This is a genomic window from Vibrio sp. 1727 (genome assembly GCF_033344415.1).
Taxonomy (GTDB): domain Bacteria; phylum Pseudomonadota; class Gammaproteobacteria; order Enterobacterales; family Vibrionaceae; genus Vibrio; species Vibrio alginolyticus.
The window spans coordinates 50,708-65,477 of the sequence record NZ_JAWPOT010000022.1 but is presented as its reverse complement, the minus strand read 5'-3'; the positions used below and the strand labels follow the sequence as shown (position 1 = coordinate 65,477).

14 protein-coding genes are annotated in these 14,770 nt (G+C 45.9%); 8 read left to right on the top strand and 6 right to left on the bottom strand.

The annotated features are described in order from the left end of the window. The first annotated feature begins 217 nt into the window (after positions 1–217). On the top strand, positions 218–1,471 hold the full coding sequence (locus R8O10_RS19360) for a valine--pyruvate transaminase (protein WP_318146245.1): 1,254 nt from the start codon (positions 218–220) through the stop codon (positions 1,469–1,471). Positions 1,472–1,598: 127 nt separating this feature from the next. On the opposite strand, the gene R8O10_RS19355 is transcribed toward R8O10_RS19360, so the two are convergent. From R8O10_RS19355 to dnaA, 6 genes are all read right to left on the bottom strand, one after another. After that, positions 1,599–2,036, bottom strand: a complete 438-nt coding sequence (locus R8O10_RS19355; RefSeq protein WP_005378857.1) for an Hsp20 family protein — start codon at positions 2,034–2,036, stop codon at positions 1,599–1,601. A 533-nt stretch (positions 2,037–2,569) separates the two neighbouring features. Continuing rightward, a complete protein-coding gene (locus tag R8O10_RS19350) occupies positions 2,570–2,986 on the bottom strand; it encodes a GreA/GreB family elongation factor (RefSeq protein ID WP_017635594.1) in 417 nt (138 codons plus the stop codon). A gap of 343 nt (positions 2,987–3,329) precedes the next feature. After that, positions 3,330–5,747: a DNA topoisomerase (ATP-hydrolyzing) subunit B gene (gene gyrB / locus R8O10_RS19345; RefSeq protein ID WP_005378841.1), complete on the bottom strand. Its 2,418-nt coding sequence runs from the start codon at positions 5,745–5,747 to the stop codon at positions 3,330–3,332. Positions 5,748–5,760: 13 nt separating this feature from the next. Continuing rightward, positions 5,761–6,840, bottom strand: coding sequence for a DNA replication/repair protein RecF (gene recF / locus R8O10_RS19340; protein WP_005378839.1), 1,080 nt, complete (start codon positions 6,838–6,840; stop codon positions 5,761–5,763). Positions 6,841–6,849: 9 nt separating this feature from the next. Continuing rightward, positions 6,850–7,950 carry a DNA polymerase III subunit beta gene (gene dnaN / locus R8O10_RS19335; protein WP_186584578.1) on the bottom strand — a complete coding sequence of 367 codons (1,101 nt, stop codon included), beginning with the start codon at positions 7,948–7,950 and terminating at the stop codon, positions 6,850–6,852. 63 nt (positions 7,951–8,013) lie between these two features. Beyond that, on the bottom strand, positions 8,014–9,420 hold the full coding sequence (gene dnaA / locus R8O10_RS19330; protein ID WP_005378835.1) for a chromosomal replication initiator protein DnaA: 1,407 nt from the start codon (positions 9,418–9,420) through the stop codon (positions 8,014–8,016). A 412-nt stretch (positions 9,421–9,832) separates the two neighbouring features. Between dnaA and R8O10_RS19325 the strand changes: the two genes are divergently transcribed. The 7 genes from R8O10_RS19325 (at position 9,833) to yidC (ending at position 14,695) form a co-directional block, all read left to right on the top strand. Further along, positions 9,833–10,579 carry an amino acid ABC transporter substrate-binding protein gene (locus R8O10_RS19325; RefSeq protein WP_005378831.1) on the top strand — a complete coding sequence of 249 codons (747 nt, stop codon included), beginning with the start codon at positions 9,833–9,835 and terminating at the stop codon, positions 10,577–10,579. Positions 10,580–10,693: 114 nt separating this feature from the next. Further along, positions 10,694–11,365, top strand: a complete 672-nt coding sequence (locus R8O10_RS19320) for an amino acid ABC transporter permease (RefSeq protein ID WP_005378829.1) — start codon at positions 10,694–10,696, stop codon at positions 11,363–11,365. Then, on the top strand, positions 11,362–12,099 hold the full coding sequence (locus R8O10_RS19315) for an amino acid ABC transporter ATP-binding protein (RefSeq protein WP_005378827.1): 738 nt from the start codon (positions 11,362–11,364) through the stop codon (positions 12,097–12,099). The genes R8O10_RS19320 and R8O10_RS19315 overlap by 4 nt, the downstream gene beginning before the upstream one ends. Before the next feature lie 242 nt (positions 12,100–12,341). Next, a complete protein-coding gene (gene rpmH, locus R8O10_RS19310; protein WP_005378825.1) occupies positions 12,342–12,476 on the top strand; it encodes a 50S ribosomal protein L34 in 135 nt (44 codons plus the stop codon). A gap of 46 nt (positions 12,477–12,522) precedes the next feature. Next, positions 12,523–12,846 (top strand): ribonuclease P protein component, encoded by a 324-nt coding sequence (gene rnpA / locus R8O10_RS19305; protein WP_005394102.1) that lies wholly within the window; start codon positions 12,523–12,525, stop codon positions 12,844–12,846. Further along, on the top strand, positions 12,813–13,070 hold the full coding sequence (gene yidD, locus R8O10_RS19300) for a membrane protein insertion efficiency factor YidD (protein ID WP_005378822.1): 258 nt from the start codon (positions 12,813–12,815) through the stop codon (positions 13,068–13,070). The genes rnpA and yidD overlap by 34 nt, the downstream gene beginning before the upstream one ends. 2 nt (positions 13,071–13,072) lie before the next feature. Next, the gene (gene yidC, locus R8O10_RS19295) at positions 13,073–14,695 is read left to right on the top strand and encodes a membrane protein insertase YidC (protein ID WP_005383834.1); all 1,623 of its coding nucleotides are present in this window, start codon (positions 13,073–13,075) and stop codon (positions 14,693–14,695) included. Positions 14,696–14,770 lie beyond the last annotated feature (75 nt).

Genomic DNA, 14,770 nt, shown 5'->3' with positions numbered 1-14,770 from the left:
CCACCAGCAAGGGAAGCATAAGCTTCCCTTTTTTATTGCTCTTTTTGCCTTTTTATCTCGTACCTCTGGTCTAATGACACACTTTTTTCTTTTTCGGCTTAATTCACACTTTGCGTTAATTACGCATTGAGGTAAGGTCAAGGATTACTCGATAAGCCGATAAAACATCGGCATAAACATACACAAAGCAATCACAATGAATTAGGTATAAGTCAGCATGCAGTTCTCAAAGTTTGGTGAAAAATTTAATCAGTATTCAGGTATTACGCAGTTAATGGACGATTTGAATGATGGTCTGCGCACACCAGGTGCCATCATGCTCGGTGGAGGTAATCCTGCCGCCATTCCTGCCATGCTCGATTACTTTCACCAAGCCAGTGAGGAAATGCTCGCCAGTGGGGAGCTCGTCGCCGCCCTCGCCAACTACGATGGCCCGCAGGGTAAAGACGCGTTCGTCAAAGCGCTAGCTCAGTTATTCCGTGAAACTTACGGCTGGGATATTTCAGAAAAAAACATCAGCCTAACTAACGGCAGCCAAAGTGGCTTTTTCTACTTGTTCAACTTGTTGGCAGGTAAACAGCCAGATGGTTCGCATAAGAAAGTGCTACTGCCTATCGCACCTGAGTATATCGGTTATGGTGATGCAGGCATTGATGAAGATATCTTTATCTCTTACCACCCAGAAATCGAGCTGTTAGATAACGGTCTGTTTAAATACCACGTCGATTTTGAGCAGCTAACCGTCGACGACTCTGTTGCGGCAATCTGTGCATCTCGTCCAACCAACCCAACGGGTAATGTACTGACAGACGAAGAAGTACGTAAGCTGGACAAGCTAGCACGTGAGAACAACATCCCGCTGATCATCGATAATGCCTACGGTCTACCTTTCCCGAACATCATCTTTGAAGATGTCGAACCGTTCTGGAATGAAAACACCATCCTATGCATGAGCCTATCTAAACTTGGCTTGCCAGGTGTGCGTTGTGGCATTGTGATTGCGAGTGAAGAAATCACTCAAGCGTTAACCAATATGAACGGCATCATCAGCCTAGCGCCGGGCAGTGTTGGTCCAGCGCTGGCAAACCATATAATTGGCAAAGGTGATCTGCTTAAACTGAGTTCAGAGGTGATTAAGCCGTTCTACAAGCAAAAATCACAACGTGCGGTTGAACTGCTCCAACAAGCAATTACCGATGAGCGATTCCGCATCCACAAGCCGGAAGGCGCTATCTTCTTGTGGTTATGGTTTGATGAACTGCCAATCTCAACAATGGAACTGTACCAACGCTTGAAAGCGCGTGGCGTATTGATTGTCCCTGGTGAATATTTCTTTATTGGTCAGCAAGACGAGTGGGATCACGCGCACCAATGCCTGCGTATGAACTACGTTCAAGATGATGAGATGATGCAAAAAGGCATTGCGATTATCGCTGAAGAAGTGGAAAAGGCTTACCGCGAAGGTAAATAGACGGATTGAACTCAGCCGTTCTTCTCTTTGAAATTACGGCTTTGAAATAGCGGATTTGAAACCCCCCAAACTAAAAAGAGCGCCCATACGGCGCTCTTTCTCATTCTATAACCGGGTGGTTAACTGATTAGTTGTTCTCAATCAGGTTGTTACCACCGATAGCAATCTTACGTGGTTGCATGGCTTCAGGGATTTCACGAACTAAATCGATATGAAGCAGACCGTTTTCCATTGATGCACCGACAACTTTTACGTAATCCGCTAGCTGGAATTTACGTTCAAAATCACGTTCTGCAATACCTTGGTAAACATAGTTTTTGCCTTCTTCGGCTTTACGTTCGCCCTTTACAATCAACATGTTTTCGTTTTGAGTCAGATCGAGCTGTTCTTCAGCAAAGCCAGCAACGGCCATAGTAATACGGTAGTTGTGCTCGTCTTTTTGCTCAATGTTGTATGGAGGGTAACCGCCAGAAGTATTTTTCGCTGTATTCGCTTCCATCAGGTTTAGCAGACGATCAAAGCCAATTGCATTACGGTATAGTGGTGAGAAATCTACATTACGCATAAATCTATCCTCTTAATTAAGCAATAGTCTTAGTTCAGATGAGTTTCATCCTACTGGCGTGTTTATGCAAAAACCAACGCCGAACTAAGAGATTCTTATCATTCCACTGGCCTTGGTTTGGCTCGGAGACATGATATTGAATCTAAAGGTTTAAGTTGTGTGCTAAAACGCCATATCCTCTTCTGAGCGATCTCGTTTTAGCGATTTCAGAGGGCTGGTCTTCTAGTCTCTAGCAAGCCAGTCACCCTCTTCGTAACTAGATATAAGGTCGTCAAAAATGACTTTCAAGGGAAAAAATAAAAAATTTTTAAAGCATCCACTATCCCCTTGAACAGCTTAGTTCCTCATCACTTCGCGATCTGTGATAAAAAGCCCGCCGTTCTGGGGGGCTCAATCTACACTTTACTTGCGGGAGGATTTACGCGCTTTTACAACGTCCTTTTCTGCCGCCTTTTCCTGCTTTAGTTTGCGCTTTTCTTTTAGACTCAACTGCGGTTGTTTCTTTTCTTTCTTACTCATGACTTCACCTCTATTTATTGGCACAACAGACAACCACACAGCATTTTCTGAGCTGGTGGCTGCGATTGATGAACAATTTCAGTAATCACAAAGCAGCGTCGCTGATTAAAAATTTCCACTTCGAGCGCATCATTTTTAGCTCGACCTAACAGTCGAGACCCCAAATAAGAATCGACCGCGAGCATACCTGTCATGGGTTGCCCCTTACGCGAGCTGACCAATGTCATGCGATATTGATAGGCGCGTTCAACATCCACTAAGCGAACCGTGTCCCCAACCGCAATACGAGCTCGGTTACGGCAATGGGCTTGTTGCTCGCAGATTTCAAATAGCGATAACAACCTTAGTGGTGATTGATAGGTTAAAAAGCGACTGGTTAACCACCAAGTTCGCAGCGCCAAGCAGTACGCTGAGAACCAGCGTTCAAACATGATTATTTCCTTCTTAATGCCTTGTCTTACAAATAAATTCAGTGCATTGAACCGGAAGTGCATCACTTCCGGCTTAGTTCAGGAAAGTCATCACCATTTTCTTAGTCTCCTTATTCATCAGCTCTTCAGCACTATAGCGAGCAGAAAAAAGAAAGCAAAAACGCTCAAGCGAACAAAATGGCGAGAAAAAAAGAAAACAGAAATAAAATGGCAGGCTTGATCGGGTTGTTGGCAGTTAGTACCAGAAAAACATCCGCTTTAGCAGAAAGTGGCGATTTTAGCTGGTGGTACAACAAAAAAAGCAGCGATTTCTCGCTGCTTTTTACTATCACGAACAGTGTCGTTATACGTCTAGGTTCGCTACTTTCAGTGCGTTCTCTTCGATGAAGTTACGACGAGGCTCTACTTGGTCACCCATTAGCGTCGTGAACAGTTGATCTGCGCCTACCGCATCTTCAATCGTTACCTGCATCATACGACGTGTTTCTGGGTCCATGGTGGTTTCCCAAAGTTGGTCTGGGTTCATCTCACCTAGACCTTTGTAGCGCTGACGGCTTAATCCACGCATTGACTCTTTCACTAACCAGTCAAGCGCTTCTGCAAAGTTTGCCACTGGCATAGTACGCTCACCACGTTTGATGTACGCGCCTTCTTCCAGAAGTCCATCAAGTGCTTCTGATAGATCGGCCAACTTGCCGTACTCTTTCGAGTTTAGGAAGTCGATGCTAATTGCATGTTCGTGCGTCACGCCGTGAGTACGAACCACAATCTTAGGCAAGTTTAAGCCTAGCTCTTCGTGCTGCTCAACTTCGTAGCTGTACTGGCTTGCACCCACTTCTTTCGCATTCAGCTGTTCAATAAGCTGCTTCGTCCAAGCTTCCACAACTGATGCGTCATGGCATTGCTCTGGCGTTAGGCGAGGAGTGTAAATCAACTCGTTTACCAAAGCACTTGGGTAACGACGGCTCATACGTTCCGCCAGTTTAATACCCGCATTGTACTGTTGAACAAGCTTCTCTAGTGCTTCACCTGCCAATGCTGGTGCTTCTGCGTTTACGTGTAGCGATGCGTTGTCCAGAGCCAATGATACTTGGTATTGGTTCATCGCTTCTTCATCTTTGATGTACTGCTCTTGTTTGCCTTTTTTCACTTTGTATAGTGGTGGCTGAGCGATGTACACATAGCCACGCTCGATAAGCTCTGGCATTTGACGGTAGAAGAAGGTCAACAGTAGCGTACGGATGTGCGAACCATCGACATCGGCATCGGTCATGATGATGATGTTGTGGTAACGAAGCTTGTCCGGGTTGTACTCGTCACGACCGATACCACAACCAAGTGCAGTGATCAGCGTTGCTACTTCTTGCGAAGACAGCATCTTGTCGAAACGCGCTTTTTCTACGTTAAGAATCTTACCTTTTAGCGGTAGGATTGCTTGGTTCTTACGGTTACGGCCTTGTTTTGCGGAGCCGCCTGCCGAATCACCCTCCACTATGTATAGTTCAGAGAGTGCCGGATCTTTTTCCTGACAGTCTGCAAGTTTACCTGGAAGGCCAGCTAGGTCTAGTGCACCTTTACGGCGCGTCATTTCACGAGCTTTACGCGCTGCTTCACGAGCACGTGCTGCATCGATGATTTTCGAACAAACCATCTTCGCTTCTGTCGGGTTCTCAATCAGAAACTCAGACAGTTTTTCACCCATTGCAGACTCAACAGCTGATTTCACTTCAGAAGAAACCAGTTTGTCTTTTGTTTGGCTTGAGAACTTAGGATCAGGCACTTTCACCGAAACAACCGCAGTTAGACCTTCACGCGCATCGTCGCCTGAAGTCGCTGTTTTCGCTTTCTTCGAGAAACCTTCTTTATCCATAAAGCTGTTCAATGTACGTGTTAGCGCAGCACGGAAACCAGCAAGGTGAGTACCACCATCACGCTGTGGGATATTGTTGGTAAAGCAGAAGATGTTCTCTTGGAAACCATCGTTCCATTGCATCGCCACTTCAACTGAAATGCCGTCTTCACGCTCAGAGTTAAAGTGGAAGATTTTTTCGATGATTGGCGTTTTGTTGGTGTTTAGGTGATCAACGAACGCTTGAATACCACCTTCATACATGAAGTGATCATGTTTGTCCGCTTCACGTTCATCAACCAATTTGATCGACACACCAGAGTTCAGGAATGACAGTTCACGCAGGCGTTTCGCCAGAATGTCATAGTGGAACTCAGTGTTAGAGAACGTTTCGGCACTTGGCCAGAAACGAATTTGTGTACCGGTTTTATCCGTATCACCCACAACGGCTAGTGGCGCTTGAGGCTCACCATGGCGGTAGGTTTGCGTATGGATATGGCCACCACGATGAATCGTTAGCTCAACTTTCTCTGATAGTGCGTTTACTACTGAAACACCTACCCCGTGAAGACCACCCGATACTTTGTATGAGTTATCGTCGAACTTACCACCCGCGTGAAGAACCGTCATGATTACTTCTGCTGCAGAGACATTTTCCTCTGAGTGGATTTCTGTTGGAATGCCACGACCATCATCGCTAACGGAAACCGAGTTATCCTCATGAATTGTCACAACGATGTCTTTACAGTGACCTGCCAACGCTTCATCAATTGAGTTATCCACCACCTCGAAAACCATGTGGTGAAGGCCGGTGCCGTCGTCCGTATCGCCGATGTACATTCCTGGACGCTTACGTACCGCATCCAGACCCTTCAGTACCTTAATACTCGATGAATCGTAATTTTCAGACATGAGTTTCTCTCTTCTAGTTTGACTCTATCCTGCCATGTTCCACATGAAACAATTTACCGTTATCGTCCAACATATCGGCGATTTGGCTTTCAGTGATAGAGCTTACAAATACTTGTGCGCCCGTCTCTTTTAAGCAGTCAGCAAGACGCTTGCGACGTTGGCTATCTAATTCCGACGCGAAGTCATCAATTAGGTAAATGCATTGTTTACCGGCCATCTCTGTCAGGTGTTGCCCTTGCGCTACACGCAATGCACACACCATGAGTTTTAATTGACCGCGTGACAGAACATCTTCAACGGGCGTTCCGTTCACTTTAATGCGCAAATCAGCTTTGTTTGGGCCACTAAAGGTGTATCCCAATGCCTGATCACGCTCAAAATTCTTTTCTAGTATCTCGTGGTATGGAGTGTCTTTATCCCAGCCACGATAATACTTCAATTGGATCTCAAATTCTGGCAAAAATGTCTGACAGATAGTTTCTGCGACGGTTTTCATCTGCTCGATGTAACTTGCTCGCCATTGGCTGATGTTTTCAGCCAACCCTGCCATTTCCTGATCCCAATAACTGAGCTCACGATAACTATTGGCGGTTTTCAACAACGCGTTGCGCTGCTTGTTCAGGCGCTTGAACCTTCCCCATGCTTGATAAAAAGCGGGCTCGGTATGAAACACGCCCCAATCAATAAACGCACGACGATGTTTAGGGCCATCTGTCAGTAAATCAAACCCTTCTGGGTGTATCAACTGCAGAGGCAGAACTTGTGCCAACTGCGCTAATTTTTGTCCAGATTGACCGCCTATTTTAACCTCTGTTGAGCCATCACGCTGCTTATTAATGCCGATAGGTAGCTCAAATTGATCCGAGTTCAAAAAACGACCATGAACAAACAGTTCGTCACACTCATTTTGTATCACTCGTCCGGTGAGAGAGCTCTTGAATGAGCGGCCATGCCCGAGCAGATAAACCGCTTCTAAGACACTGGTTTTACCGCTGCCGTTCGGCCCGATAAGAAAGTTAAAGCCTGCTGATAACTCAATATCACAGGCTTTAATGTTTCGAAACTGCTGAATGATGAGACGAGAAAGAGGCATTCAGTTGGCTTATAGACGAATTGGCATCACCACGTACATGGCACTGTCATCGTCGGCATTTTCAATCAACGCGCTAGCGTTAGCATCCGACATCGACACACGTACATTTTCACAACGCAACGTGTTCAGAACATCAAGCACATAGCTTACGTTAAAGCCGATTTCGATGGCGTCACCTTCAAAGCTTACATCAAGCATCTCTTCCGCTTCTTCTTGTTCTGGGTTATTCGCAGTTATGCGCATTTCAGTATCAGCCAGATTCACACGCACGCCACGGAATTTTTCGTTGGAAAGAATCGCAGCACGAGAGAAGGCTTGGCGCAACTCGTCACAACTGGCTATTAGTGTCTTATTGGTACTCTGAGGCAATACACGGCGGTAGTCAGGGAAACGACCATCAACCAACTTAGAGGTAAAAGTAAAGTTATTCACCTCAGCACGAACATTGGAGCTACCGATCTGAAGTACGACAGGCTGCTCTGGCGCATCCATCAACTTTACTAATTCTTGCACACCTTTGCGTGGCACGATGATTTGCTTCTGCGCAAAGTCCGCACCTAGCTGAGTTTGCGATACCGCCATACGGTGGCCGTCCGTCGCCACGCTGCGTAGCGTGGTGCCGTCAATTTCAAACAACATGCCGTTGAGGTAGTAACGAACGTCTTGATTCGCCATCGAGAACTGAGTTTTGTCGATCAGCGTACGTAAATCAGCTTGGCTCAGTGATACTTCCACTTCGCTTTGCCAGTCTTCAATATTAGGGAAATCGTTCGCAGGAAGCGTTGCCAATGAGAAACGGCTGCGACCAGAGCGAACTTGTACGCGATCACCTTCTAATACAAATGTGATGATCGCATCGTCCGGTAAACCACGGCAGATATCGAGAAACTTACGCGAAGGAACGGTAATGCTGCCCGCTTCAAAATCACCTTCTAGCATCACTTTGCTTACTAACTCTACTTCAAGATCGGTTGCCGTCATCGACAATACGTTCTCTTCTACTTTAAGAAGTAGGTTACCCAGGATTGGCAGAGTTGGTCGGCCACCTAAAGCGCCCGAAACCTGCTGTAGCGGTTTGATTAAATGACTACGTTCAATGGTAAATTTCATGCTTGGCTCTTTACGCTGTCAGCTCAATAAATGATTTGCTTAGAATACCGTTATTCTAACCGATTACGAAGACAGGGTGCGAATCAAGTTAGAGTAATCTTCTTTAATGTCGTGGCTCTCTTCACGCAGCTGCTCAATCTTGCGACAAGCATGAAGTACGGTCGTATGATCGCGGCCCCCAAACGCATCGCCAATTTCAGGCAAACTGTGGTTGGTTAGCTCTTTTGCTAACGCCATAGCCAGCTGACGAGGACGCGCTACAGAACGAGAACGACGCTTAGACAGCAAGTCCGCTACTTTAATCTTGTAGTATTCCGCCACTGTCTTTTGAATGTTATCGATTGTCACAAGCTTCTCTTGTAGAGCAAGCAGATCGCGCAGCGCTTCACGAACAAAATCAATCGTAATTGGACGGCCAGTAAAGTTCGCGTTCGCAATAACACGGTTCAGTGCACCTTCTAGCTCACGAACGTTCGAACGCAGACGCTTGGCAATGAAGAATGCCACTTCATCAGCAAGGTGGATTTGGTGATCTTCAGCTTTTTTCATCAAGATCGCCACACGCGTTTCAAGCTCAGGCGGCTCGATCGCAACAGTAAGACCCCAACCAAAGCGAGATTTAAGACGATCTTCAACGCCATTAATTTCTTTAGGATAACGGTCAGACGTTAGAATGATCTGCTGATTACCTTCCAATAGTGCGTTGAAGGTATGGAAGAATTCTTCTTGTGAACGTTCTTTATTAGCAAAGAATTGGATGTCATCGATAAGGAGCGCATCCACGCTGCGGTAGTAGCGTTTGAATTCTTCAATCGCATTGTTTTGCAGCGCTTTCACCATGTCTTGCACAAAACGTTCTGAGTGCATGTAGACCACTTTTGCGTTCGGGTTGTTATCCACAATCGCGTTACCCACCGCATGCAATAAGTGGGTTTTACCCAAACCCGTGCCGCCGTATAGGAATAGTGGGTTGTAAGCTGCACCTGGGTTATCCGATACCTGACGCGCCGCAGCCAAACCCAGTTGGTTCGACTTACCTTCAACAAAGTTATCGAACTTGTGTTTTGGGTTCATGTTTGAGCGGTGATTGATAGCCGCAATCGCTTGAGCGTCGTCATCCCAGGTTTTGTGTACTGGCTTACGCGCCTGTAATTGCGCAGGTGCAGATGACTCGGCAGCCACATCTGCAGGCGTACGTGTCGGCGCTGGTTTTGGTGCAGAGACAGGTCGGCTCCCCACTTCAAAACGTAAGTTAGGAATATCGCCACCGCAGTATTCCTGCAGTAAGCGAGTAATATTGTTCAGATACTTATCACGCACCCAGTCCAACACAAAGCGGTTTGGCGCGAATAGAGTGAGAGTATTGTCATTGAGCTCCGCTTGTAGCGGACGAACCCACATGCTGAATTCTGTAGCTGGTAGCTCTTCTTGAAGCTGCTGCAAACATTGCAGCCAAAGCGAAGATGACACGGTGCCCCCACTGAGTAATTGAATTATCGGAAAAGACTGGCAATTTTACCTGTTGATAACCAAGATCGCCAGCGATTGATCGACGATCCAGTGAATAAGATCCAAGTTATTCACAATTATTTCTGCAAACTTGATGAGATCAACACACCTTGCCCCAAATTTGCCCACACAACGATCCACAATTGGGCAAAATTCACAAGATCGAGCGATTGGTGATAAGTCTGTGTATTATTTTATTCCCAATGCTGATTTTGTCGATCATTTCGCTAGGTTCAGTTCGCATTTTCGTCACATTTAACATTCTTCTTCTATTATCTAATAACTCACAGGTCTAGGTTATTGCTCTTGGTTATTTATTTAATTGAGCTAACTAACAGTAGTATTTCCAACCATAAAATTATGGAGATGTATTATGAAAAACTGGATTAAGGTTGCCGTTGCAGCCATTGCACTGTCGGCAGCAACCGTACAAGCCGCTACTGAAGTCAAAGTTGGTATGTCAGGTCGCTACTTCCCGTTTACTTTTGTAAAGCAAGACAAGCTACAAGGCTTTGAAGTCGACATGTGGGATGAAATCGGTAAACGTAACGATTACAAAATCGAATACGTAACAGCCAACTTCTCTGGTTTATTTGGTCTTTTAGAAACTGGTCGTATCGATACGATCTCCAACCAAATCACCATGACTGACGAGCGTAAAGCTAAATACCTATTTGCTGACCCTTACGTTGTAGATGGCGCACAAATTACCGTGCGTAAAGGCAACGACAGCATCAAAGGTGTTGACGATCTTGCGGGCAAGACCGTTGCGGTGAACCTAGGCTCTAACTTTGAGCAACTGCTGCGTCAATACGACAAAGACGGCAAGATCAACATTAAAACGTACGACACAGGTATCGAACATGACGTGGCGCTCGGTCGTGCAGACGCGTTTGTAATGGATCGTCTTTCTGCGTTAGAGCTGATTAAGAAAACTGGCCTTCCTCTGGAATTGGCAGGCGAACCGTTTGAGACCATTCAAAACGCATGGCCTTTCGTTGACAACGAGAAAGGTCGTAAGCTGCAAGAAGAAGTAAACAAAGCACTGGCTGAGATGCGCGCAGATGGTACAGTAGAGAAAATTTCCGTGAAGTGGTTTGGCGCTGACATCACGAAATAAGAACTCTTTGTACTTTAGGCCGCAAAGTGGTATCACTCTCGGACTAAAATAAACTTACGTAAAGGTGGAACTTGTTTTCCACCTTTTCTTTTCTCTAGCCTTTAGGTAAGCCGTATGGGATTTGACTTTAATTACATGTTGGAACTGCTGCCGATATTGCTGAAATATCTTGGCACAACCATGGAAATGGCGACATGGGGATTGGTGTTTTCGCTGATTTTATCCGTCATTTTAGCCAATATTCGCGTATTTAAACTGCCAGTTCTGGATCAATTAAGCCAACTGTACATCAGCTTCTTCCGTGGCACCCCACTGTTGGTTCAGCTTTTCCTGCTCTATTACGGCTTACCGCAAATTTTTCCATTGATGGTCGGTATCGACGCCTTTTCAGCAGCGGTTATCGGTTTAACGCTGCACTTTGCCGCTTATATGGCGGAAAGTATTCGTGCCGCCATTATTGGCATTGATCGCAGCCAAATGGAAGCGAGCTTATCGGTCGGTATGACGACATCCCAAGCAATGCGCCGAGTGATTTTACCTCAAGCAACGCGTGTCGCACTGCCTTCATTGATGAACTATTTCATCGATATGATCAAGTCAACGTCTCTTGCTTTCACGCTTGGTGTGGCCGAAATCATGGCGAAAGCACAGATGGAAGCCTCATCAAGTTTCCGTTTCTTTGAAGCTTTCCTTGCGGTTGCTCTTATTTACTGGGGCGTGGTGGTGATTCTGACTCGCGTACAAATCTGGGCAGAAGCAAAACTGAATAAGGCGTACGTACGATGATTAAGTTAGAAAATATTCACAAACGTTTTGGTGAGACTGAAGTGCTGAAAGGCATCGACCTCGATATTAAGCAAGGTGAGATCATCGTGATTATCGGCTCAAGTGGTACGGGTAAATCAACCTTGCTGCGTACGGTGAACTTTCTAGAACAAGCAGATGAAGGTCGTATCACGATAGATGACATCTCCGTTGATACTCAAAAACACACTAAAGCCGAAGTATTAGCGCTGCGTCGTCGAACTGGCTTTGTGTTCCAAAACTATGCCCTGTTTGCCCACATGAATGCGCGCCAGAACATTGCCGAAGGTCTAGTGACCGTTCGAGGCTGGAAAAAAGCCGATGCTCTCAAACGAGCGCAACAAATTCTGGATGACATCGGCCTTGGGGATAAAGGCGATAGTTATCCAGCGGCATTGTCTGGCGGCCAACAACAACGTGTGGGTATCGGCCGAGCGATGGCGCTGCAACCAGAACTGCTGTTGTTTGACGAACCAACTTCTGCGCTGGATCCTGAATGGGTCGGTGAAGTTCTCTCATTAATGAAGAAGTTAGCTAATCAGCATCAAACCATGCTGGTGGTGACGCACGAGATGCAATTCGCGAAAGAAGTCGCTGATAGAGTGATCTTCATGGCGGAAGGCAATATCGTTGAGCAAGGTTCTCCACAGGATATCTTCGATAATCCACAAGATCCTCGTTTGAAAAAATTCCTTAACCAAGTAGGAATAGAGTAACGATCAAGCATCAGGATCGATTGATCCTTGAGATTTTACTCACACTACGTATAATCGCCCGGCCGGAATTTCGTACTCATTGAGTCATTGACACATTATGTGAGTGTGATTACAATTCCGCCTCTTTGTTGAGAGGCGTCGGTTGTCCTTCTCTATATAAAGAGCTTCTTTATATAAGAAAGCAAATACCCACGCCGGGTTTAACAAGAACCTAAAACTACTGATCAGTAAAGGTAATTATCATGAAACGCACTTTTCAACCTACAGTTCTAAAGCGCAAGCGTACTCACGGCTTCCGTGCTCGCATGGCAACTAAGAACGGTCGTAAAGTTATCAACGCACGTCGTGCAAAAGGCCGTGCGCGCCTATCAAAATAATCGCTAGTTTATTTTGAACACGTACGCGTTTAATCGGGAGTTACGTTTGTTAACTCCCGAGCATTATCAAAACGTCTTCCAGCAAGCTCATCGAGCTGGCTCGCCTCATTTCACCATCATTGCTCGCAATAACAAACTTTCTCACCCACGATTAGGTTTAGCGGTTCCCAAAAAGCAAATCAAAACGGCTGTCGGTCGTAACCGATTTAAGCGTTTGGCTCGTGAAAGCTTTCGTAACAATCAACATCAGCTTCCAAACAAAGATTTTGTTGTGATTGCGAAGAAAAGCGCGCAAGATTTAAGCAATGAGGAAATTTTTAAGTTGTTTGATAAGCTATGGCAACGCCTGTCTCGCCCTTCACGTGGATAGCCATTGGGCTCGTTTATCTGTATCGCTGGTTTATCAGCCCTTTGATTGGTCCTCGTTGCCGGTTCACACCAACCTGTTCCACTTACGCGCTAGAAGCTTTGAGAGCTCACGGTTTTGTAAAAGGATGTTGGTTATCAGGCAAACGTCTATTAAAATGCCACCCTTTGAATGAAGGGGGGTATGACCCCGTTCCACCAGTCCAAAAACAAGACAGAGATAACTAACGATGGATTCTCAACGTAATATCCTGCTCATCGGTTTGGCCCTGGTTTCTTTTTTGCTGTTTCAACAATGGCAAGTTGCAAAGAATCCAGAACCTCAAGCAGTTGAACAGGCTCAATCAAGCAGCACTCTACCTGCACCATCTTTTGCTGATGAACTTGACCCAGTTCCTGGTCAACAGCAAGCTTCTGCAAAAACTATCACAGTAACGACTGATGTTTTAACTCTGTCGATCGACACCGTTGGTGGCGATGTGGTACATGCCAACCTTAACGAATACTCTGCTGAGTTAGATTCATCAGATTCCTTTGTTCTGCTTAAAGACGCTCAAGGTCACCAATTTATCGCTCAAAGCGGTCTAGTGGGCCCTCAAGGTATCGACTTGAGCAGCACAAATCGCCCTCACTACAACGTAAGTGCAGACAGCTTCACAATGGCTGACGGTCAAGATGAACTTCGCGTTCCGATGACATTCACTGCAAACGGTATCGAATACACCAAAACTTACATCTTTAAACGCGGCAGCTACGCGCTTAATGTTGAATACGATGTAGTGAACAACTCAGGCAACAACGCAACATTTGGTATGTACGCTCACCTACGTCAAAACCTAATGGACGATGGTGGTAGCATCACAATGCCTACTTACCGTGGTGGCGCATACTCAACAGAAGATACGCGTTACAAGAAGTACAGCTTTGATGATATGCAGGATCGCAACCTGTCTCTTAACCTAGCCGATGGCCAAGGTTGGGCAGCAATGATTCAGCACTACTTTGCCGCAGCTTGGATCCCACGTAACGAACCAGGTACTAACCTATACACTCGTGTAATTGGCAACCTCGGCGACATCGGCGTTCGTATGCCGAACAAAACTATCGCAACAGGCGATCAGGCTAAGTTTGAAGCAACACTTTGGGTTGGTCCAAAACTGCAAGATGAAATGGCAGAAGTGGCACCTAACCTAGACCTAGTAGTGGACTACGGCTGGTTATGGTTCATTGCGAAGCCTCTTCATATGTTGCTTTCATTCATCCAGAGCTTTGTTGGCAACTGGGGTGTGGCAATCATCTGTCTGACCTTCATCGTTCGTGGTGCAATGTACCCACTAACAAAAGCGCAATACACGTCTATGGCGAAAATGCGTATGCTTCAGCCTAAGCTGCAAGCTATGCGTGAGCGCATCGGTGATGACCGTCAGCGCATGAGCCAAGAAATGATGGAACTGTACAAGAAAGAGAAAGTGAACCCACTAGGTGGCTGTTTACCTCTTATCCTACAGATGCCTATTTTCATCGCACTATACTGGGCACTAATGGAATCGGTTGAGCTACGTCACTCTCCATTCTTCGGTTGGATTCATGACCTTTCAGCGCAGGACCCTTACTACATCCTGCCGCTACTGATGGGTGCGTCTATGTTCCTAATCCAGAAGATGAGCCCGACAACAGTAACGGATCCAATGCAGCAGAAGATCATGACCTTTATGCCGGTTATGTTTACCTTCTTCTTCTTGTTCTTCCCATCAGGTCTCGTTCTGTACTGGTTGGTGTCGAACATCGTAACGCTTATCCAGCAAACTCTGATCTACAAAGGATTAGAGAAAAAAGGCTTACACAGCAAGTAACCTTTTAGGAAATGATTGAGAAAGGCGGCCAAAAGGTCGCCTTTTTGTTTTTGGCTGATTACAATTCAGCTAATT

Bases quoted from the DNA above. Each gene is read 5' to 3' on its own strand.
- R8O10_RS19350 (WP_017635594.1), bottom strand. From the start codon at position 2,986: ATGTTTGAACGCTGGTTCTCAGCGTACTGCTTGGCGCTGCGAACTTGG.
- dnaN (WP_186584578.1), bottom strand. From the start codon at position 7,950: ATGAAATTTACCATTGAACGTAGTCATTTAATCAAACCGCTACAGCAG.
- R8O10_RS19360 (WP_318146245.1), top strand. From the start codon at position 218: ATGCAGTTCTCAAAGTTTGGTGAAAAATTTAATCAGTATTCAGGTATT.
- yidC (WP_005383834.1), top strand. From the start codon at position 13,073: ATGGATTCTCAACGTAATATCCTGCTCATCGGTTTGGCCCTGGTTTCT.
- R8O10_RS19355 (WP_005378857.1), bottom strand. From the start codon at position 2,036: ATGCGTAATGTAGATTTCTCACCACTATACCGTAATGCAATTGGCTTT.
- gyrB (WP_005378841.1), bottom strand. From the start codon at position 5,747: ATGTCTGAAAATTACGATTCATCGAGTATTAAGGTACTGAAGGGTCTG.
- recF (WP_005378839.1), bottom strand. From the start codon at position 6,840: ATGCCTCTTTCTCGTCTCATCATTCAGCAGTTTCGAAACATTAAAGCC.
- rpmH (WP_005378825.1), top strand. From the start codon at position 12,342: ATGAAACGCACTTTTCAACCTACAGTTCTAAAGCGCAAGCGTACTCAC.
- yidD (WP_005378822.1), top strand. From the start codon at position 12,813: ATGGCAACGCCTGTCTCGCCCTTCACGTGGATAGCCATTGGGCTCGTT.
- R8O10_RS19320 (WP_005378829.1), top strand. From the start codon at position 10,694: ATGGGATTTGACTTTAATTACATGTTGGAACTGCTGCCGATATTGCTG.
- R8O10_RS19315 (WP_005378827.1), top strand. From the start codon at position 11,362: ATGATTAAGTTAGAAAATATTCACAAACGTTTTGGTGAGACTGAAGTG.
- R8O10_RS19325 (WP_005378831.1), top strand. From the start codon at position 9,833: ATGAAAAACTGGATTAAGGTTGCCGTTGCAGCCATTGCACTGTCGGCA.